The sequence below is a fragment of the Nonomuraea sp. NPDC004186 genome, from assembly GCF_053603495.1.
Genome location: NZ_JBSGFQ010000147.1, coordinates 1 through 20,132, shown reverse-complemented (window position 1 = coordinate 20,132; position 20,132 = coordinate 1). Strand labels below are relative to the sequence as shown.

At 71.5% G+C, this 20,132-nt stretch carries 16 protein-coding genes; 9 read left to right on the top strand and 7 right to left on the bottom strand.

Annotated elements, in window-relative coordinates; genetic code table 11:
* Positions 1-110: 110 nt before the first annotated feature.
* Entirely contained in the window at positions 111-1,097 is a 987-nt protein-coding gene (locus tag ACWEPL_RS57475; protein WP_452441653.1) for a LacI family DNA-binding transcriptional regulator, read from the bottom strand.
* 384 nt (positions 1,098-1,481) lie between these two features.
* Between ACWEPL_RS57475 and ACWEPL_RS57470 the strand changes: the two genes are divergently transcribed.
* From ACWEPL_RS57470 to ACWEPL_RS57455, 4 genes are read left to right on the top strand one after another with little or no spacing between them, the layout of a single operon-like run.
* Entirely contained in the window at positions 1,482-2,393 is a 912-nt protein-coding gene (locus ACWEPL_RS57470) for a carbohydrate ABC transporter permease (protein ID WP_452441652.1), read from the top strand.
* Positions 2,390-3,295, top strand: a complete 906-nt coding sequence (locus ACWEPL_RS57465) for a carbohydrate ABC transporter permease (RefSeq protein WP_363964876.1) — start codon at positions 2,390-2,392, stop codon at positions 3,293-3,295. Before ACWEPL_RS57470 ends, ACWEPL_RS57465 begins: the two co-directional genes overlap by 4 nt.
* A gap of 23 nt (positions 3,296-3,318) precedes the next feature.
* Positions 3,319-4,674 carry an ABC transporter substrate-binding protein gene (locus ACWEPL_RS57460; RefSeq protein ID WP_363964874.1) on the top strand — a complete coding sequence of 452 codons (1,356 nt, stop codon included), beginning with the start codon at positions 3,319-3,321 and terminating at the stop codon, positions 4,672-4,674.
* 60 nt (positions 4,675-4,734) lie between these two features.
* Entirely contained in the window at positions 4,735-6,264 is a 1,530-nt protein-coding gene (locus ACWEPL_RS57455) for a hypothetical protein (protein WP_452441651.1), read from the top strand.
* Here the strand turns inward: ACWEPL_RS57455 and ACWEPL_RS57450 are convergent.
* From ACWEPL_RS57450 to ACWEPL_RS57435, 4 genes are read right to left on the bottom strand one after another with little or no spacing between them, the layout of a single operon-like run.
* Entirely contained in the window at positions 6,211-8,319 is a 2,109-nt protein-coding gene (locus tag ACWEPL_RS57450; RefSeq protein WP_452441650.1) for a dipeptide ABC transporter ATP-binding protein, read from the bottom strand. The genes ACWEPL_RS57455 and ACWEPL_RS57450 overlap by 54 nt on opposite strands.
* Before the next feature lie 14 nt (positions 8,320-8,333).
* A complete protein-coding gene (locus tag ACWEPL_RS57445; RefSeq protein ID WP_452441649.1) occupies positions 8,334-9,413 on the bottom strand; it encodes an ABC transporter permease in 1,080 nt (359 codons plus the stop codon).
* Between the two features lie 12 nt (positions 9,414-9,425).
* Positions 9,426-10,415: an ABC transporter permease gene (locus ACWEPL_RS57440; RefSeq protein WP_363964868.1), complete on the bottom strand. Its 990-nt coding sequence runs from the start codon at positions 10,413-10,415 to the stop codon at positions 9,426-9,428.
* A 4-nt stretch (positions 10,416-10,419) separates the two neighbouring features.
* A complete protein-coding gene (locus ACWEPL_RS57435; RefSeq protein ID WP_452441648.1) occupies positions 10,420-12,417 on the bottom strand; it encodes an ABC transporter substrate-binding protein in 1,998 nt (665 codons plus the stop codon).
* Between the two features lie 272 nt (positions 12,418-12,689).
* Here ACWEPL_RS57435 and ACWEPL_RS57430 point away from each other — a divergent pair, with 272 nt between their 5' ends.
* Genes ACWEPL_RS57430 through ACWEPL_RS57420 form a run of 3 tightly spaced genes read left to right on the top strand, consistent with a single transcriptional unit; the run spans position 12,690 to position 16,577 of the window.
* The gene (locus tag ACWEPL_RS57430) at positions 12,690-14,552 is read left to right on the top strand and encodes a DUF2264 domain-containing protein (protein ID WP_452441647.1); all 1,863 of its coding nucleotides are present in this window, start codon (positions 12,690-12,692) and stop codon (positions 14,550-14,552) included.
* Positions 14,536-15,585, top strand: coding sequence for a LacI family DNA-binding transcriptional regulator (locus ACWEPL_RS57425; RefSeq protein ID WP_363964862.1), 1,050 nt, complete (start codon positions 14,536-14,538; stop codon positions 15,583-15,585). The genes ACWEPL_RS57430 and ACWEPL_RS57425 overlap by 17 nt, the downstream gene beginning before the upstream one ends.
* On the top strand, positions 15,582-16,577 hold the full coding sequence (locus ACWEPL_RS57420) for a hydroxyacid dehydrogenase (RefSeq protein WP_452441646.1): 996 nt from the start codon (positions 15,582-15,584) through the stop codon (positions 16,575-16,577). Before ACWEPL_RS57425 ends, ACWEPL_RS57420 begins: the two co-directional genes overlap by 4 nt.
* 11 nt (positions 16,578-16,588) lie before the next feature.
* On the opposite strand, the gene ACWEPL_RS57415 is transcribed toward ACWEPL_RS57420, so the two are convergent.
* Positions 16,589-17,605: a class I mannose-6-phosphate isomerase gene (locus ACWEPL_RS57415; protein ID WP_452441645.1), complete on the bottom strand. Its 1,017-nt coding sequence runs from the start codon at positions 17,603-17,605 to the stop codon at positions 16,589-16,591.
* Positions 17,606-17,615: 10 nt separating this feature from the next.
* Positions 17,616-18,590 (bottom strand): DMT family transporter, encoded by a 975-nt coding sequence (locus ACWEPL_RS57410; RefSeq protein WP_452441644.1) that lies wholly within the window; start codon positions 18,588-18,590, stop codon positions 17,616-17,618.
* Positions 18,591-18,725: 135 nt separating this feature from the next.
* Between ACWEPL_RS57410 and ACWEPL_RS57405 the strand changes: the two genes are divergently transcribed.
* Both ACWEPL_RS57405 and ACWEPL_RS57400 read left to right on the top strand, forming a co-directional pair.
* Positions 18,726-19,574 carry an AraC family transcriptional regulator gene (locus tag ACWEPL_RS57405; protein ID WP_452441643.1) on the top strand — a complete coding sequence of 283 codons (849 nt, stop codon included), beginning with the start codon at positions 18,726-18,728 and terminating at the stop codon, positions 19,572-19,574.
* Positions 19,575-19,666: 92 nt separating this feature from the next.
* On the top strand, positions 19,667-20,132 hold a 466-nt coding region (locus tag ACWEPL_RS57400), incomplete at its 3' end, for a hypothetical protein (RefSeq protein ID WP_452441642.1).

Sequence of the window (20,132 nt, the reverse complement as noted above, 5' to 3'; positions counted from 1 at the left end):
CGGGGCCGCGGGGGCCCCCGGCCCCGGGGCACAAACCGGCCGCACCGGCTATCACGCGCGGCGCGGCGCCCCCGCGGGGCGGCCCCCGCCGCTCCTCCCTTCTTTCTGGGTCACGTACGGGGCGGCGCGCCGGTGCTCTGCCGGACGACCAGCTCGGGGGCGACGAAAGCGGTGGCGGACGGGGCCGTCCCGGTCTCGATCTGGCCGATCATGAGCGCCACGATCTTCTCGGCCACCACGTCGAAGTCCTGGCGGACGGTGGTGAGCGGCGGGGAGAGGTAGGCCGACTCGTCGAGGTCGTCGAAGCCGGCGATGCTGACGTCCTCGGGGACGCGGTGACCCGCCTCGATCATCGCGCGCATCACGCCGAGGGCCATCTGGTCGTTGGCGGCGAAGACGGCCGTCACGCCGGGCCGCCGCGCCAGCTCGCGGCCCGCCTTGTAGCCGCTGGCCGCGCTCCAGTCGCCGAACAGTAACTGCGGAGTCGCGGCCCCCGCCTCCTTGAGGGTGGCGTGCCAGGACTCGGCCCGGCGCCGCGCGGCGTAGGAGTCTTCGGGACCGGCGACGTGCCAGACGGTCTCGTGACCGAGGTCGAGCAGGTGGCGGGTGATGAGCCGGGCGCCGAGGGCCTGGTCGGTGTCCACCATGGGGTGGCGGTGGCTGACGTCGCCGTCGGCCATCACGACCGGGACGCCCGGCGGCAGCCGGAGCGAGGGGGTGTCGAGGATCTGCGCCTCGATGAGCACGATGCCGTCGACCGCCTGCACCGTGAGCTGGTCGAACGCCTCGTGCACGGCCTGCTCGGTCTGCGACTCGACGGCGATCATGTTCACGGTGTAGCCGGCGCGCTGCGCCGCCCGGGTGACGGCGTCGACGGTGCGGGCGTTGCCGAAGCTGGACAGCCCGAAGCTGATCAGGCCCAGGGTGCGGAACTGGCCGGTGACCAGGGCGCGCGCGGCGGTGTTGGGCCGGTAGCCGAGGACCCGCATGGCCGACAGCACGCGCTGGCGGGTCTCCTCCTCGACGTTGCTGCGGTTGTTGACCACCCGGGAGACCGTCTGGCTGGAGACCCCGGCCATCGCGGCGACGTCGGCCATGGACGGCCGCCTGCGCGAGCGTCGTCCCGCCGGTGATTCCTGGGTCGTCCCGTCCAACTGCCACCTCTGATCGTCCGATGCTCTCGCCAGATGTTTACGTAAACATGCCCCAGCCGTCAATGGCCACGAGAGATCGACATAAAAGACCACCAAATCGCCACGTATGTTAACTGACGGTTACCTATTGACATGATCCTGCGGCGGCTCCAGACTACGGGACACCTTCTTCATGTTTACGTAAACACACGATCATCGCAGCTACCGCAGCGGGCAGGCCCACGGTGGCGCAGGTAGCAGCGCGGCTCATCCGCCGCAGATGGCCCCCGACAAGGAGAGCTCAGTGCCAGTATTCGTGGCAGCGCGAACATCGCAGAGGAGCGCGACATGACCGCGCGGGCCGCGCGGCCCGGCCTCGGCCGGCCGCTCCTGCGCCTGCGGGTCGCCGGCTACGCCTTCTTCCTGCCGTTCTTCGTGGTCTTCCTGGTCGCGGTGGTCGCGCCGCTGGCGTACGCGATCTACCTCAGCTTCTTCCAGGACCGCCTCATCGGCGGCACGGTCTTCTCCGGAATGGCCAACTACACCCGCGCCCTGGGCGACGCGCTGTTCGGGGCGGGCCTGCTCCGCGTGGCGCTCTTCCTGGTCGTGCAGGTGCCCGTCATGCTGCTCATCGCCCTGGGGTGCGCGCTCGCCATCGACAGTGGCCGGCTGCGCTGGCCGTCGCTGTTCCGCATCTCGATCTTCATGCCGTACGCGGTGCCGGCCGTGGTGGCGGCCCTCTTGTGGGGCTACATGTACGGCGACCAGTTCGGCCTGGTGGGCCAGATCGGCGACGCGCTCGGCGTCACGGCCCCCGACCTGCTGTCGCGCCCCTGGATGCTGACCTCCATCGGCAACATGGTGACCTGGGAGTACGTCGGCTACAACATGATCATCCTGTACGCCGCGCTGCGGGCCATCCCCGAGGAGCTCTACGAGGCCGCCGAGATGGACGGGGCGGGCGCCATCCGCATCGCCTGGAGCATCAAGCTGCCCGCCCTGCGCCCCGCGCTGCTCGTGGCGACGATCTTCTCGATCATCGGCAGCTTCCAGCTCTTCAACGAGCCGAACATCCTGCAGAAGCTCGCGCCCGCGGTGATCTCGACCGGCTACACGCCCAACATGTACGCCTACAACCTCGCCTTCAACGGCCAGCAGATCAACTACTCGGCCGCCGTCGCCGTGGTCCTCGGCCTCGTCACCGTCGTGGTCGCGTACGCCGTGCAGCTCATCACGGCGAGAAGGGAGCAGACCCTGTGACCGCGGTCGCCACGCGCCGGTCCGGCGCGCACCGATCCCCCACCGCCAAGCGCCGCAGGAAGAGCGCCACCCTCACCGTGCTCATGCTGGTGATGTTCGGGTACGCGGTGCTCCCGCTGTTCTGGCTGCTGGCCAACGCCAGCAAGAGCAGCGGCGACCTGTTCTCGACCTTCGGGCTCTGGTTCGGCGGGGACTTCCACCTGTTCGCCAACATCGGCGACACCCTGAGCTACCAGAACGGCATCTTCCTGCGCTGGTTCGGCAACACCGTGCTCTACGCCGTGGTGGGCGCGGGCGGCGCCGCCCTGCTGGCCACTCTCGGCGGGTACGCCCTGGCGAAGTACGACTTCCCTGGCCGCAAGCTGCTGTTCGCGATGGTGCTCGGCGCGATCTCCATCCCGGGCACGGCCCTGGCGGTGCCGACGTACCTGCTCTTCAGCCAGGTCGGGCTCGTCGACACCCCGTGGGCGGTGCTCATCCCGGCACTGTGCAGCCCGTTCGGCCTCTATCTGATGCGGGTCTACGCGGCCGACGCCGTGCCCGACTCGATCCTGGAGTCGGCCCGCATCGACGGCGCGGGAGAGTTCAGGATCTTCCGCACCATCGCCCTGCGGCTGCTGGCCCCCGGGTTCGTCACGGTCCTGCTCTTCGCGCTGGTCGCGACCTGGAACAACTACTTCCTGCCGCTGATCGTGCTGAACTCGCCGGACTGGTTCCCGCTCACCGTCGGGCTGAACCAGTGGAACGCCCAGGCCAACAGCGGCACCTCGGGCGCCGGCGACGCCAGCTACCAGCTCATCCTGACCGGCAGCCTGCTGTCCATCGTGCCGTTGATCGTCGCCTTCCTGGTGCTCCAGCGGTACTGGCAGTCGGGCCTGGCCACCGGAAGCGTCAAGCAGTAACCCCCCGTGAGTGAGGAAACATCATGAGAAGACATGCGATGACCGCCGGTGTCGCCGCGGCCCTGTCGCTGGCGCTGGCCGCGTGCGGTGGCGGTTCTGGAGGGGGCGCCACCGCACCGGCCGCCGCCCCGAGCGCGACGGCGGCCGTCCAGGACGCGCTGAGCAAGCCGGCCGAGCTGACGTTCTGGACCTGGGTCACGGGGATCGAGAAGACCGTCGCCCGCTTCCAGGCGAAATATCCGAACATCAAGGTCAACGTGGTGAACGCGGGGCAGTCCGCCGACCAGTACACCAAGTTGCAGACCGCGATCAAGGCCGGCTCCGGCGCGCCCGACGTGGCGCAGGTCGAGTACTTCGCGCTCCCGCAGTTCGCGCTGGCCAAGCAGGTCGTCAACCTGGCGGACTACGGCGCCGCCTCGTTGAAGGACAAGTTCGCCCCCGCGGCGTGGGGCCAGGTGGCGATCAACGGCGGCGTGTACGGCATTCCGCAGGACACGGGCCCGATGGCGATGTTCTACCGCAAGGACATCTTCGACAAGCTGAAGATCAAGCCCCCGACCACGTGGGCCGAGTTCGTGGACGCGGCCAAGAAGATCAAGGCCGACAACCCGGACAACTTCCTCACCACCATCGACCCCGGTGACGCCGGCGGCGTGGACAGCATGATCTGGCAGGCGGGCGGCGCGCCGTTCAAGACCTCGGGCGAGAGCTCGGTCGGCGTCACGCTGTCCTCCGACCCCGGCGTCAAGCAGTGGGTCGGCACCTGGACCACCCTGCTCGGCGAGAAGCTGGTGGACCCGCAGCCCGGCTGGACGGACGAGTGGTGGAAGGGCATGGGCTCCGGCAAGTACGCGGCCTGGCTGACCGGCGCCTGGGCCCCGAACGGCATCATCAACTCCATCCCCAAGACGAAGGGCAAGTGGGCGGTCGCCCCGATGCCGCAGTTCGACGCGGCCAAGCCGATGAACTCCGAGAACGGCGGCTCGTCGGTCGCGGTCATCCCGCAGAGCAAGAACATCCCGGCCGCCGTCGCCTTCGCCGAGTGGCTCAACTCCGACCCGGAGGCCGTGAAGTCGCTGAACTCCGAGGCCGGGCTGTTCCCCGCCACGAAGGCGCTGCTCGACGACCCGGCCTTCCGTGACGCGCCGCAGGACTTCTTCGGCGGGCAGAAGATCAACCAGGTCCTGGGCGACGCCTCGGCCGCCGTCAACCCCGGCTGGCAGTACCTGCCGTTCCAGGTGTACGCCAACAGCGTCTTCAAGGACACCGTGGGCCAGGCCATCGACGGCGGCGGCGACCTGGCCGGCGCGCTGAAGGCGTGGCAGGACCGCATCACCGCCTTCGGCACCGAGCAGGGCTTCACGCTCACCAGCGGCTGACCCGGCGAAGCGGGCGGCCCGGCGGAATGCCGAGCCGCCCGTTTCTTTATGATCGGACCCGTGCTGTCCGCTCTGGAACGCGAGATCCGCGAGGTCGCGGCGAGCGACGAGCCGCTGCCCGGCCTGCCGTACACGGCCTTCCGCGAGTACGGGCGCACGGGAGAGCGGCTGGGTTACGAGCGGCGCTACTTCGGCCGCCGCGCCAGGCTGGCGGCTCTGGCCCTGCTCGATCCCTTTGGGGATGCGCTCGACGACGTGGTGTGGGCGACCTGCGACGAGTACACGTGGGTGCTGCCCGCCCACCGGTCGATGCCTGTCGACCTGTTCGCCTGCGAGACCGCCCACACGCTGGCCGAGCTCGCCGGGCGGGTGGACCCGGTGGTCGGCGAGCGGGCCCGCGCCGAGGTCCGGAAACGGGTCCTCGACCGGTTCCTGGACCCGCGTCCCATGGAGTGGGAGGGGTTCGGCAACAACTGGGAGGCGGTGTGCGGAGGCGCCGCCGGGATGGCGGCGCTCGCCGTGCTGGACGACCCCGAGCCGGTGCTTGAGCGGTGCCGGGCCGCGATGCGGCGGTTCCTGGACGGGTACGGGGACGACGGCGGCTGCGTCGAAGGCGTCGCGTACTGGGTCTACGGGTTCGGCTACTTCGTCTACTTCGCCGAGGCGCTGCGCGAGCGCACCGGGGAGGATCTGCTCGACCATCCCAAGGTGGCCGCGATGGCCGCGTTCCCGCACCGGGTGCGCTTCGCCGACGGCGGGCACGTGCCGTTCTCGGACACGACGGACGACCCGTTCCTCCCGGCCGGCCTGCTCACCAGGCTGGCCGAGCGTTTCGGCACCCCCGGGCCGGACGCCGTCCCCTCCTTCCACGCCGACCACTGCTACCGGTGGGGCCACCTGTCCAGGACGCTCGCCTGGTACCGCCCGGTGCCGTCACGGCCGGTGGAGACCACCAGCTACCTGCCCGACCTGGCCTGGGTGGTGGACCGGGGGGTGCACGGCCACGGCTTCGCGGCCAAGGGCGGGCACAACGACGAGCCGCACAACCACGACGACCTCGGCCACTTCGTCCTCAGGGCCGGCGGCCGCAACGTGCTGGACGACCTCGGGGCCGGCGAGTACACGCGGGACTACTTCGGCGACCGGCGCCACACCTTCCTGCACCCCTCGGCGGAGGGCCACTCGCTCCCGGTCGTCGGCGGCGTCCCCCAGCGCGGCGGGCGCGCCGAGGTGCTGGAGTACGCCAAAACGCCCGACGGCCTGACCTTCGCGCTCGACCTCAGCTCCGCCTACCCGTCGCCCGTGGTCCGCCGCTTCCGCTGGCACCGGGACGGCCGGCTCGACCTGCGTGACGAGTTCACCGGCGACGTCCCGGTCGAGGAGGTGTTCATCAGCCGGATCCGCCCCGAGGCGCGCGGAAACCAGGTGAGCTGGGACGGCCTGGTCACCCTCGACCATCCCGGGTTCGCGGCGACGGTCGAGACGCTCGCCACCCGCGACCACCACGGCCGTCCCGACACCGTCCACCGCCTGCGGCTACGCGTCCCGCCCGGCCATCCGGCCGTCGACCTCCGTTTCACGTGCCATTGACCCCACCCCGGCGAGGGTGAGCTCGGCCGCGTGGTGGCAGGCCGCCCGCCGCTCGCCGTACGCGCGCAGGTCGGGCACGTCGGTGCGGCACAGCTCGGCGCGGACGTGCGCGCACCGGGTGTGGAAGCGGCACCCGGGCGGCGGCGCGGCCGGGTCGGGCAGATCGTCGGCGATCTCGTACGCGTGCCGCTCCCGCCGCCGGCCCGGGTCGGGCACCGGCACGGCGTGCAGCAGCGCCTCGGTGTACGGATGGCGCGGCTCCCGGTAGAGGTCGGCCGTGCCGGCGTCCTCCACGACCTTGCCCAGGTACATGACGGTGACCCGGTCGCTGATGTGCTCCACCACGGACAGGTCGTGCGAGATGAACAGGTACGTCAGCCCCAGCTCCTCCTGCAGGTCGGTGAGCAGGTTCAGGATCTGGGCGCGGACGGACACGTCCAGCGCGGAGACCGGTTCGTCGGCCACCACGAGCCGGGGCCCGGTGATCAGCGCACGCGCGATGTTGATGCGCTGCCGCTGGCCGCCGGAGAACGCGTGCGGATAGCGCCGCATGTACTCCGGGCGGAGCCCGACGCGGGCCAGCATGTCCGCCACCCGGTCCGTCAGCTCGCCGCCGGAGGCGATGCCGTGGGTCCTGAGCGGTTCGCCGACGATCTGCTGGAGCGTCATCCTGGGGTTGAGCGAGGAGAACGGGTCCTGGAAGATCACCCGGATCTGCCTCCTGAACTCCTTCAGCCGGGCCCCGGTCACCGTGGCGAGATCGACCTCGTCCTCCGACTCCGTCCGGTAGAGGATCCGCCCCGCGGTCGGGTCGGCCAGCCGCGCGACGCAGCGGCCGAGCGTGGTCTTCCCGCAGCCCGACTCCCCCACCAGGCCGAGCGTCCGGCCGGGCAGGATCGTCAGATCGACCCCGTCCACGGCGCGGACGAGCCCCGTCGGCCTGCGGAACAGGCCGCCGCCGATCGGGTAGTGCTTGGCCAGCCCCTCGACCCTGAGCAGGGGTCCGGCCGCCTCGGGGGCGGGGGCGGCCCGCTCGGCGACCTGGAGCGCCGCGGCCGGGGGCTCGGCCGGGACCTCGTCGAGGTGGCAGGAGGCCACGTGCGCCTCGCCGTACCTCTTGATCGGGGGTGGCGTGGTGTCGCAGAGCCCGTCGATCGCGTGGTCGCAGCGGGTGTGGAACGGGCACCCGTCCGGCACCCGGTGCAGCGACGGCACCATGCCGCGGATCGCGGTCAGCCGCCGGCGGGCCCCGCTGCCCCGCAGCTCCGGGATCGAGCGGAGCAGGGCGCGCGTGTACGGGTGGCGGGGGTCGGAGAAGATCTCCGCCACGGTGCCGTGCTCGACGATCTTGCCGAGGTACATCACGGCGACCTCGTCGGCGATCTCCGCGACCACGCCGAGGTCGTGGGTGATGAACAGGATCGCCATGTCGTTCTGCGCGCGCAGGTCCATCATCAGGTCGAGGATGCGCGCCTGGGTGGTGACGTCGAGCGCGGTGGTCGGCTCGTCGGCGATCAGCAGCGCCGGGTCGCAGCACAGCGCGATCGCGATCATCACGCGCTGGCACATGCCGCCCGACAGCTGGAACGGGTAGGCGTCGAAGCGCCGCTCGGCGTCCGGAATGCCGACCTTGCGCAGCAGCGCGACGCCTTCCTGCCGGGCCTCCTGCCGGGTCAGGTCGCGGTGCAGCCGCAGGGCCTGGGAGAGCTGCGCGCCCACGGTGTACATCGGCGACAGGGACGCCATCGGCTCCTGGAAGATCATGCCGATCTCGCCGCCGCGCACCCGCCGGAGCTCCTCCCCGGCCGGGTCGAGCCCGGCCAGGTCGCTCGCGCCCTTCCAGCGGATCGAGCCCTCGACGATCCGGCCCGGCCGGTCCACGAGCTGCAGGATCGAGCGCGCGGTGACGGACTTGCCGCACCCCGACTCGCCGACCAGGCAGACGGTCCTGCCCGCCGGCACCCGCAGGTCCACCCCGTCCACGGCCTTGAGCACGCCTTCCGAGGTGAAGAAGTGGGTGCGCAGCCCTTCGATCCTGAGCAGCGGCTCTTCCACGAGGTCCTCCCGCGTCAGTGCTTGTACGGGTCGGCCGCGTCACGGAGGCCGTCGCCGAAGAAGTTCATGGCCAGCACGGTCACCACGACCGCGATGCCGGGGATCAGCATCCAGGGCGCGGTGGACACGGCCCGGATGTTCTGCGCCTCCTGCAGCAGCACGCCCCAGCTGATCATCGGGGTCTGCAGGCCGAGCCCGATGAACGACAGCGCGGTCTCGGCCAGGATCACCGACGGGATCGACAGCGACAGGTTGGCGATGATGTGGCTGGTGAACGACGGCAGCATGTGCCGGAACATGATGCGCAGGCGCCCGGCGCCGTCGGCGGTCGCGGCCATCACGTACTCCTCGCCGCGTACGGCGAAGAACTTGCCCCGCACCTCCCTGGCCATGCCGGTCCAGCCGACCAGCGAGATGACGACGGTGAGCGCGAAGTAGCGTTCGAGCTGGCTCCACGAGGCCGGCACGGCCGCGAACAGCGCCATCCACAGCGGGATCGTCGGGATCGACATGATGATCTCGATGGCACGCTGGATCACCGTGTCGGTCCGGCCGCCCACGTATCCCGACACGCCGCCGAGCACGATGCCCAGCACCAGCGAGAGCAGCACGCCGACCAGCCCGATCGACATGGAGACCGTGGTGCCCTGGATGATCCTGGACAGCAGGTCACGGCCCACGGAGTCGGTGCCCAGCAGGTACATGTGCCCCCCGCTCGAAGGGCCGATCAGGTGCCGGTCCCAGGGGATGAACCCGAGCAGCTCGTACGGCTCGCCCCTGACGAAGAACCCGACCGGCACCTTCTTGCCCTCGTCGGCCTCGAACGACAGCGCCAGCGTCTCCGGGTCCTGCTTGAAGGTGTACGGGTGGACGTACAGCCCGGTATCGGTGTCGAAGCGCAGCGCCTGCGGCGGCGCGTAGGTGTAGTCGGCGTTGGTCTTCTGGCCGGAGCCGGGAGCGAGGAACGGCGCGAAGACCGCGACCAGGTAGATGGCGACGGTGACGAAGCCGCAGACCAGCGCGACCCGGTGGCGCTTGAAGCCCCACCAGACGAGCTTCCACTGCGACGCGACGGCGAGGGTCTCATCCTTCACGATCGGGCCCTCCTAGTACCTGAGCCGGACGCGCGGGTCCAGCCAGCCGAGCGCGAGGTCGGAGACCAGCGTGCCGACCACCACCAGCACGGCGCTGATCAGCAGGATCGCCCCGGCCAGGTACATGTCCTGGGCGAGCAGCGCGCGCAGCATCAGCGGCCCGGTGGTCTGCAGGTTGAGCACCTTGGAGGTGATCGCGTCCGCCGCGATCAGGCCGGGCAGGACCCAGCCGATGGTGGAGAAGAACGGGTTCATCGCCACCCGCACCGGATACATGATCGTCATCTTCCGTTCGGGCATGCCGCGCGCCCTGGCCGCCACCACGTACGGCTTGCGCAGCTCGTCCAGCAGGTTGGCGCGGAGGACGCGGATGTTGCCCGCGGTGCCGGCCGTGCCCCAGATGACGATCGGGATCCACAGATGGGCCACCAGATCGCCTGCCTTGGCCAGGCTCCACGGGGCGTCTCGGTACTCCGGCGACAGGATCCCGCCCGCGTTCAGGCCGAAGAACTTGAGCCCGACCCACATCAGCACGAGCGCGATCAGGAAGTTCGGCACGGCGAGCCCGAGATAGCCGAGGAAGGTGAAGGTGTAGTCGCCCGCGGAGTACTGCCGGATCGCGGAGTAGACGCCGATGGGGAACGACACCGCCCAGATGAAGACCAGCGTGACCAGCGACAGCGTGATCGTCAGCGGCAGCCGCTCGGCGAGCAGCGCGGTGACCGGCCGGGCGTAGTCGAAGGACTCGCCGAAGTCGCCGTGGAACAGGATGTTGGAGATCCACTGCCAGTACTGCACGACGACCGGCTGGTCCAGCCCGTAGCGCTCGGTCAGCCGGGCCACCTCGCCCGTGGGCACGGCGTCGCCCTGGGCGGCCCGCTGCGCGGTCAGCGTGGTCAGGTAGTCGCCCGGCGGGAGCTGGATCACCACGAACGTGATGACGGAGATGGCGACCAGCGTCGGGATGAGGACGAGGACGCGCCTGCCGAGGTAGCGCAGCATCGTCTCAGGCTCCGAAGTACCAGGTCGGCACGTTGACGAGCCCGGGCGAGAGGAACTGGAAGGCGTCGGGATAGCTGGCCGGCACGTTCTTCAGCTTGTTGCCGACGATCGCGTAGCCGTCGGTGGGCAGGACGATCCCGATGGCGTAGAACTGCTCCTTGGCGATCGCGAGGACCTGCCGGAACAGCTCCTTGCGCTTGGCCTGGTCGGGCTCGGTCCGCATCTGCCAGTAGAGCTCCATCTGGCGCAGCGTCTGCGCGGGCGGCTTCTCCCCGTCCGCGCTCTCGCCACGGGTCTGGAAGTACATGCCCCAGCGGGTGGCGTAGTTGGACTCCTCCCCGTTGGGGAACCACCAGCGCGGCTCGTCGATCTCGATGCGCAGGCCGCCGTCCCCGGCCCAGACGTTCGCGTCGTGGTCGTTGGCCTTGGCCGCCTTGCGGTCGTAGAACAGGGTGCGCTCGATCGGGTTGACCTTCATCTCGACGCCGACCGCCGCCCAGTTCTGGCGGACCAGCTCGGCGGCGTTGGCCCACTCGGGGAACAGCGTGATCAGGTCGAGGGAGAAGCGTAGCCGGTCGCCGCCCGGCAGCAGGCGGAAGCCCTCGCCGTCCTTCTTGCTCAGCCCCGCCTTGTCGAGGTGCTGGTTGGCCAGGTTCACGTCGTACTGCGTGTACTGCTTGGCCATCTGCTCGTCGAAGAACTCCGAGTTGCGGTGCGGCGCCGCCTGCCAGGGCTCGCCCTGGCGCTGGTAGGCGGTGTTGATGATGTTCTGCCGGTCGATGGCGTGGGACAGGCCGACGCGGAAGTCCTTGTTCCTGAAGACCTCGCGCAGCTCCTTGTTCTTGTGGCACAGATTCAGGGAGATGATCATCCGGTTCATCGTGGTCGGCTCGACCTTGATGAAGTGGTAGCCGCCCTTCTGGCGTCCCTCGGCCAGCACCGGCTTGTTCACGTCGGAGTTGATGTGCCGGGCGTGGAAGTCGAGCTTGCCGTCCACACCCTGGAGCAGCATCACCTCGGCCTCCTGGATGATCGCGAACTCCAGCTTGTCGATGTAGGGCAGCTGCGCGCCGCCGGAGTCGACCTTCCAGTAGTACGGGTTACGCTCGGCCACCGCCCGGTCGCCGGTGTTGAGCGGGTCGGTCACCACCCACGCGTGCAGGGTCGGGCGCTCGGGGTTGTTCCACCACTTGATCCGGTCCTCCCAGTAGGCCGCGAACTCGCCGAACCCCTTCTTCTCCATGTCCTTCTCGACGTCCTTGTTGTACGTCGGGTGGAAGTCCTTCAGGTAGTGCTTGGGATAGAAGCCGAAGTTGGCCCCCGTCCAGGTGGCGGTGCGGCAGCCGTCGACGAAGTCGCCCTTGGGCTTGGCGAAGGTGAGCTTCACCGTGTGGTCGTCGACCTTCTCCACCTTGGCGCGCTCGCCGTTCACGTGCAGCAGCGCAGGCACGCCCGTGGTGGTGACCTTCTCGTTGTAATAGACGTCCTCGATCGCGAACATCACGTCGTCCGCGGTGAACGGCTCGCCGTCCGACCAGCGCATGCCCTTGCGCATGTGCAGGGTGTACTCGGTGCCGTCGGCGTTGGCGGCGACCTCCTTGAGGGTGCCGGGCAGCGTCGTCTTGCCGCCCGGGTCCATGCGCAGCATCGGCTCGTAGCCGATCAGGCGCTCCAGCCACGGGTCGTCGCCCTCGCCGAGGCAGGCGCCGTGGTACGTGCCGCCGTAGCCGCCCAGGCCCTCGGGCCCATCCACGACCAGGCGGTCGGCCATCTCGGGCAGCCGTTCGGCGAGCGGGGGCAGCTTGCCCGCCTTGATCTGGTCGGCGAGCATCGGGGCCTCCAGCGGGCGATCGGCCGGAGGTGCGCTCTTCGACGGCTGCGATCCGCCCTGCGATCCGGTGGCGGTGCACGCCGACAGCGACGTGGTGACGAGGAGGGCGCCGCCGCCGAGCCTGATCAGGTCGCGACGGCTGAGGCTGGAGGGATCGGGTCGATAGGCCATGTCGAGACTCCAAGAACGGCTGGGGGCGGATGGCTTGGTAACCGGTTACTCGACAAGTTGCGCTGAACGTTAAAAGCCGTTGACACGGTCGTCAAGACCCGTCCGCGCGGCGAAGATTCCCGAAATTCCGGACTTAGCAGCAGGTTCACCGTACGGCTGGGCGGAGTTGTTAGCATCTCGTTACCTTCGGACAGAACCGCCCTTGACGGCGCTTGTGGCGCGTGCGTATGTTCGGCCCGAGCCAACGAGTAACCGGTTACCTGGAGGTAGTCGTGCGCGCTGACCGCCCTCGCGAGCACTGGGTGAAGACGGCGGACGGGCTGCTCGACGCCGTGCTGCCGTACGCCTCCCCCGGCTTCGCGCAGTACCGGCTGCCGGGCCGGACGAGCTGGTCGGGGCCCGGCTCCGACGGGCTCGAAGGGTTCGCGCGCACCTTCCTGCTCGCCGCGTTCCGCCTCGCGGGCGACCCGGCCGGCGCGCCCGCGGGCCTGCTGGAACGCTACGCCGACGGGCTCGCGCACGGCACCGACCCCGGCCACGAGTACGCCTGGCCGGCCATCACCGATCTGAACCAGACGATCGTGGAGGCCGCCTCGATCGCGATCGCGCTGCACGAGACCCGGCCGCTGCTGTTCGACCGGCTCGACCCCGGCGTCCAGGAGCGGGTGGTGTCCTGGCTGGGCGAGATCGTGGGCAAGCGCGCCTGGCCGTGCAACTGGGTGCTGTTCAAGGTGATCGTCGAGCAGTTCCTGGCCGGGGTCGGCGGGCCGTACGACCAGGGCGAGATCGACGGGCACCTCGCCGACGTGGAGCGCTGGTACGTCGGCGACGGCTGGTACACCGACGGCGCCGGGCAGAACTACGACTACTACTGCGGCTGGGCGATCCACCTCTACACGCTGTGGTGGGCCAGGATGTCGGGCGCCGACGCCACGGTCCACAAGGAGCGGCTGCACACGTTCCTGGACGGCTACCGGCACTTCTTCGCCCCCGACGGCGCGCCGATGCACCAGGGCCGGTCGCTCACGTACCGGATGGCGAGCCTGGCCCCGCTCTGGCTCGGCGCGATCTTCGACGCCTCCCCTATCGGGCCGGGGACCACGCGCCTGATGGCGGGCCGCACGCTCGACCACTTCGCCGCCCACGGCGTGCCCGACGAGCGCGGCCTGCTCACCCTGGGGTGGCACCGGCCGCACCTGCCGACGACGCAGGGATATTCGGGTCCCGCGTCGCCGTACTGGGCGAGCAAGGGATTCCTGGGACTGCTGCTCGGCCCGGACCACCCCGTCTGGACGGCCCCGGCCACCGCGCCCGGCGAGGGCGACCTCGCCCTGGCCCTGCCCGCGCCCGGCTGGCTCCTGCACCGCACCGACGGCGTCACCCGCCTGGTCAACCACGGCAGCGACGGCAACGACCCCGACTCCGCCAAGGACGACCCGCACTACGCCAAACTCGGCTACTCCACGCACACAGCGCCCGAGACCGGCCCCGGCGGCCGGGCCGAGAACGTCGACAACCATCTCGCCGTGCTGCTCCCCGACGGGCGCGCCACCCGCCGCCGCCGCATCGAGCGCATCGGCATCGCCCACGGCTTCGCCGCCTCCCGCTACGCCGACGGCGAGGTCGTCGTGGAGACCGCCTCCGTGCTCGACGGCCCGTGGGAGGTGCGCGTGCACCGCGTCACCGCCCCGGCGGGCAGCGTGGTCCGCGACGGCGGTCACGCCCTCGCCTCCGGCGAGCCGTGCGCGGTCGCCCTGGCCGGGCTCACCGCGTCAGTGGCGACCGGCCCAGGGAGCGGCCCAGGGAGCGGGCCCGTGAGCGGCCTGGTGAGCGAGATCGCCGGGCTGCACGGCTGGCGCACCGCCCAGGCGGCGCTGCGCCAGGACGAGAACGCGATCGGCCCGCACTCCGCCACGCCGTACCTGATCGGCGCCCACCCGGGCGGCGCCGCGGTCTACGTCTCGGCGGTGCGGCTGGGCCGCGGCTCCCCCGCGCAGGCGCCGGGTATCCGGGTGAAGGGCGACGAGGTCTCGTGGAATGATGCCGCTGGATCAAGGGTCACGGTCGCGCTCGGCCGCGAGCCCGGCTACACCCGCAACGGACCCGTGGGGGAGCGCGTTGTCTGGACCGGCTAAACGCGTCACCATCCGCGACGTCGCCAAGCAGGCCGGGGTCTCGGTGGCGACCGTCTCGCGCACCCTGGCGGGCGACTACCCGGTGCAGCCGAGCACCAGGCACAAGGTGCTGCGCGCGGTGCGCGAGCTGGACTACGTGCCGAACGCCCAGGCCAGGGCCCTGTCCGTGGCCTCGCCCGGAGCCGTGGCGATCGTCGTCAACTCGGTGTCCGTGCCCTACTACGCCTACATCGCCCAGGGCGTGGAGGAGCAGGCCGCCGCCGAGGGTCGCCTGTCGCTCATCTGCACCACCGGCGGCGACATGGAGCGCGAGCTCAGCATCGTCCGGATGATGCGCGAGCAGCGCGCCGAGGCGGTGATCCTGGTGGGCAGCGTGATCCTGGACGACGACTACCGCGAACGCATGACGCACTACGCCCACGGGCTGGCCTCCTCGGGCTCGCGCCTGGTGCTGTGCGGCCGGCCGCCGCTCGGCGAGGGGGTCCCGGCGCTCACCGTCGGGTTCGACAACACGGGCGGAGCCCACGCGGTCACCGCCCACCTGCTGTCGGCCGGGCACCGGCGCATCCTCTACCTGGGGCTGCGCCCCGGCCACACCACGTCCGACAGCCGCGTGGCGGGTTACCGGGCGGCCCTCGCCGACCACCGGCTCGGCCACGACCCGGCGCTCGAGGTGCCCTGCGACTTCGACCGGGCCAGCGGGTACGCGGCCATGAAGCGGCGGCTCGCCGCCGGGCACGACGACTTCACCGCGGTCTTCGCCGCCACCGACGTGATCGCCGCCGGGGCCGTACAGGCGATCCACGAGCACGGCCTGCGCGTCCCCGAGGACGTCTCCATCGTCGGCTACGACGACGTGCCCCCGGCCGAGGACATCGGGCTGACGACCGTCCACCTGCCGCACGCCGAGCTGGGCCGGGCGGCCGTACGCCTCGCGCTGTCCGGCAAGGACCCGCTGGCCGAGCCGCCGATCACGCTCGGCACCCACATCGTGGTCAGGAGCTCGGTGGGGCGCCTGCGGAGCGTGCGGTGAGAGCCGCCTTCGCGATGCACGGCGCGTTGTTCGGCGAGCTGTTCCCCGATGACGTGCGCGAACGGCTGGCCGGGCTGGTCGACGCCCCCGACGCCGTGCTCCCCCACCTCGGGGGGACGCTCGCCGACGTGGAGGTGCTGATCACCGGCTGGGGGTGCCCCCGCATCGACGCGGCCGTGCTGGAGCGCGCGCCCAGGCTGCGGGCCATCGCGCACGCCGCCGGCAGCGTCAAGGAGCACGTCACCGCCGAGGTGTTCCGGCGGGGCATCGTGGTGTCGTCGGCCGCCGCGGCGAACGCGGTGCCGGTCGCCGACTACACGATCTCGATGCTGGTCCTGGCCGCCAAGTCGGTGCCGCGCCGGGTCCACGCCTACGCCGCGGGCGGCTGGCCGGACGGCCCCCGCCCCGGCGGCGTCCCGGCTCCCGGCGAGCGCGCGGGGCTCGGCGCCTTCATCGTGGGCGTCATCGGCGCCTCACGCGTCGGCCGGCTGGTGATCGAGCGGCTCAGACCGTACGGGGTGACGCCGCTGCTCAACGACCCCTACCTGGACGCGGACCGGGCACGCGAGCTCGGCTGCGAGCCGGTCGGGCTCGACGACCTGTGCCGCCGCGCCGACCTGGTGACGGTGCACGCGCCCGCCCTGCCCGAGACGTACCGGCTGCTGGACAAGCGCCGCCTCGGCCTGCTGCCGGACGGCGCCACGCTGATCAACACCGCCCGCGGCACGCTCGTCGACACCGAGGCGCTCACCGGCGAGTGCGTGTCGGGCAGGCTCAACGCGATCCTCGACGTCACCGACCCCGAGCCCCTGCCGGCGGGCCATCCCCTGCTGTCCGCGCCCGGGGTCTGGGTGACCCCGCACGTCAGCGGCGCCCGGGGCAGGGAGCTGCGCGCGCTGGGAGAGTACGCGGTGGGCGAGGTCGAACGGTTCGTCACGGGACGGCCGCTGCACGGGCAGATCCGCCTCGCCGACCTGCCGCGGATCGCCTGACTCCCGTCGGTTCACACCGGTTTGCAGCGCACCGCCGCGACGTCGCCGCGCAGCGCGCACTTCCCGGCCGCGTACGGGACGAGCAGCGTGTCCCCGGCGCCGACCTGGAGCGGCGCGCCGTGCTCGCACTCGACGGAGCCGGCGCCGGCCGTGATCACGACGACCGAGTACGCCGGCTCCAGCACGCTGACCGGATCGGGCCGCAGCCGCTCGGCCGCGAAGAACTCGTCGGCGAGCTCGGTGAAGAGCCGCTGGACCCCGGGCCTGGCGTCGGCCGACGGGCGGCGGGCGCGGCTCAGCTCGGCGAGCCCTTCCTCACCCCAGCCGCTCCTGTCGACGCAGGCGAGCGCCTGGTCGTAGCCGAGCCCCAGGTGCCCGGCGGCCGGGCCGTCGATGTCGAAGCCCGCCCACTCCAGCAGCACGGAGAAGTCGGTCGGCTCCTGCACCTCGACCATGAGGACCCCGGCCCCGATGGCGTGCGGCAGGCCCGCGGGGCAGAGGATGGCGTCGCCGGCCCGCACCGGCACCCGGTTGGTGGCGTCGAGCATCCGGTCGATCCGCTGGTCCGCGACCCAGCCGGCCAGCTCGCCCGGCTCGACGTCCCTGGCGAAGCCGAGGTGCACCGCCGCCCCCGGCTCGGCCGAGACGATCACCCACGCCTCGGTCTTCCCGTACGGCGAGGCCAGGTGGGCGGCGGCGAAACGGCGGTCGGGGTGCACGTGCAGCGGCAGGCGCTCGCCCGCGTCGAGCAGCTTCACCAGGATCGCCGGGTCGGCGCCGTGCTCCGCGACGTGCCGCTCCCCCAGCCACCACACGGGATCGGCGGCGATCGCCTCGGCCAGCGACCGGCCGTCGGGCAGCGTGGTCAGCCCCGCGGGAGCCGCGCCGTGCCGGCTCGTGGTCGAGGCGATCCAGTCCTCCGGGAAGTACGGGTCCTCGGCGGGACGGACGCCGCGGAACCTGCCGATGCGCCCCTCACCCCGGTAGAACGAGCGGGGTGTGTTGGCGGGCAGCCGGTAAATGGTCATAGACCCTGCATCATGCCAGGTGACCTGGTCGACGTTCGGGGGCGGGTTCCTGAACGACGGCGCGCCGCCGTGCCGGGATCCTGCCCTGGGTGACGGCGAGGACGGCGCCGACGAGCAGCACGGCCGCGCCCACCGCCTGCACGGTGCCGAACGACTCTCCCAGGAACAGGGCGGAGCACGCGGTCCCGACGACGGGCACGACGAACATCATGATCGACGCCGACGCCGGCCCCACGTCGCGGATGCCCCGGTAGTACAGCAGGTTCGCCACCGCGGTCGGGCCGAGCGCCACGAAGGCCACGTTCAGCCAGACGTAGGCGGGCACGTCGTGCCAGGCGACCTCGGCGGCCGACGGCGCGCTGTAGATCGCCAGGAGCACCGCCCCGCTCACCGTCGCGTACGTCGTCGCCTTGAGCGGGTCGATGCCGGCGAGCACGCGGCGGCCCATCAGCGTGAACGCCGCCCAGCAGCAGGCGCTCAGCAGGAAGAGCAGGTCCCCGGCGAGCCGGCCCTGGCCCGCGCCCGCCTGCCCGCCCGAGCCCACGAAGAAGACCACGGCGCCGGCCGCGCCGATCACCAGCCCCGCCACCCGCGCCGCCGACGCCCGCTCCCGGCCCATGACCAGCAGGAAGGACGTGGTCAGCACCGGACTCATGACCGGGACGATGGTGCTCCCGTCGATCGCCGGAGCCAGCGACAGCCCCCAGAAGAACAGCACGTTGTAGACGAAGACGCCCAGCACGCCCGCGCCGGCCGCCCGCGCCCAGTCGCGCACCGGCGGTCGCCGCCGGCCGCCGGGCTGCCGGGAGAGCCGCAGGGCGACCAGCAGCGCCAGGGCTCCGCCGCCGAAGCGGAGGGTCGCGACCACGGAGTGGGGCAGGTGGTCGACGATCACCTTGGAGGCGCCGAAGCCACTCCCCCACAGCAGCATCGTCGTGACCAGCAGAAGGTACGGCTTGGTGCCGCTCGTTACAGTGCTTGCCATGGGTTCACCTCCGCGACACGCCGTTCCGCGCCGGGGGACAGAGGAGACGGGCGCGGCGGCAGCGATCCAGCCTGCGCCCGGGGCGCCATGCCGGTCTTGTACGCTCGTGCGCGGCGACGACCGGATGGTGACGCCATGACCGGCGAGCGCCGCGAGCCCCGGGAGTGGACCAGCTACTGGCGCGCGGACGGGATGCCGCTGGAGGCCATGTACGCGAGCTTCCTGCGCCACCGCTACCACCGGCACAGCCACGAGACCTACTCCTTCGGCGTCACCGAGCACGGCGCGCAGACCTTCACCTGCCGTGGCGCCGGGCACACGAGCGCGGCCGGGATGGTGATGGCGTTCAACCCCGACGAGGTGCACGACGGGCACGCGGCCCACGAGCTGGGCTTCACGTACCGGATCGTGCACATCGGCGAGGACCTGATCACCGACGTGCTCCGGGACCTGACCGGGCGCCCCGCCGGGCGGCCCCTGTTCGCCGCGCCGGTCCTCGGCTCACCCGTGCTCGCGGAGCGGCTGCGCCGGCTGCACACCGCGCTGCAGCTCGGCGCCGGACCGCTCGAACGCGACGAGCTGCTCTCCTCCACCGTCGCCGCCCTCGTGCACCTGGCCGCGCGCACGCCGCCCGGACCGCCCGCCGCCCTCAGCGCCCCCGCCGTCACGCGGCTGGCCGCCAAGGCGCGCGAGCTGATCCACGACCGCCACGCCGAGCCGATCAGCGCCGACGACCTCGCGGCCTGGACCGGCTCCAGCCGGTACGCCGTCTACCGGGCCTTCCGCACGGCCTACGGGCTCGCGCCCAGCGACTACCAGCGCCAGCTGCGGCTGCGCGCCGCCCGCCGCCTGCTCGCCCAGGGCCATCCGGCGGCCCGGGTGGCCGTCGAGGCCGGGTTCACCGACCAGGCCCACCTCACCCGCTGGTTCACCCGCTCGTACGGCGTCACGCCCACCCAGTATCGACTGGCACGACCGGTCTGACCTCTTCTCAGTCCGTCCCAAGTCGGCCACCATTCCGCCCCAAGTCACCCTCCCTAACGTGACTCGCGACAACACCGGACAGGGAGGATGCGATGAAAAACGTCTACAAGGTCTTGGCCTACCTGGTGGCGATCGAGGTCGCCGTGCAGGCGTCGATGGTGGTCTGGGCGGACGCCGGGCTCGGCCTGTGGGTCGAAGGGGGCGGCGTGGTCGACAAGACGCTCATGGAGAGCGGCGAGACGCCGTTCGCCGAGGCCCTCGGGCTCATGATCCACGGCATGAACGGGATCTTCGTCATCCCGGTCCTCGCGCTGCTCCTGCTGATCTCCTCGTTCTGGGCGAAGCTCCCCGGGGCCGTGAAGGCGGCCGGGCTGGTGCTGCTGCTGGTCGTCCTGCAGATCACCTTCGGCCTCGTCGGCCACAGCATCCCGCTGGTCGGCCTCGTGCACGGCCTCAACGCGCTGCTGCTGTTCACCGTGGCGCTGTACGCGGCGCGCCGGGGCGCGGCCCTGTCTACACCGGGGCCGCCCGCCGACCTGTGGGCGTGGGGGCTGACGG

What these genes read in the sequence shown, in the direction of transcription:
- ACWEPL_RS57410 (WP_452441644.1), bottom strand. Translation starts at nt 18,590, where the DNA reads ATGGCAAGCACTGTAACGAGCGGCACCAAGCCGTACCTTCTGCTGGTC.
- ACWEPL_RS57415 (WP_452441645.1), bottom strand. Translation starts at nt 17,605, where the DNA reads ATGACCATTTACCGGCTGCCCGCCAACACACCCCGCTCGTTCTACCGG.
- ACWEPL_RS57435 (WP_452441648.1), bottom strand. Translation starts at nt 12,417, where the DNA reads ATGGCCTATCGACCCGATCCCTCCAGCCTCAGCCGTCGCGACCTGATC.
- ACWEPL_RS57470 (WP_452441652.1), top strand. Translation starts at nt 1,482, where the DNA reads ATGACCGCGCGGGCCGCGCGGCCCGGCCTCGGCCGGCCGCTCCTGCGC.
- ACWEPL_RS57460 (WP_363964874.1), top strand. Translation starts at nt 3,319, where the DNA reads ATGAGAAGACATGCGATGACCGCCGGTGTCGCCGCGGCCCTGTCGCTG.
- ACWEPL_RS57440 (WP_363964868.1), bottom strand. Translation starts at nt 10,415, where the DNA reads ATGCTGCGCTACCTCGGCAGGCGCGTCCTCGTCCTCATCCCGACGCTG.
- ACWEPL_RS57405 (WP_452441643.1), top strand. Translation starts at nt 18,726, where the DNA reads ATGACCGGCGAGCGCCGCGAGCCCCGGGAGTGGACCAGCTACTGGCGC.
- ACWEPL_RS57475 (WP_452441653.1), bottom strand. Translation starts at nt 1,097, where the DNA reads ATGGCCGACGTCGCCGCGATGGCCGGGGTCTCCAGCCAGACGGTCTCC.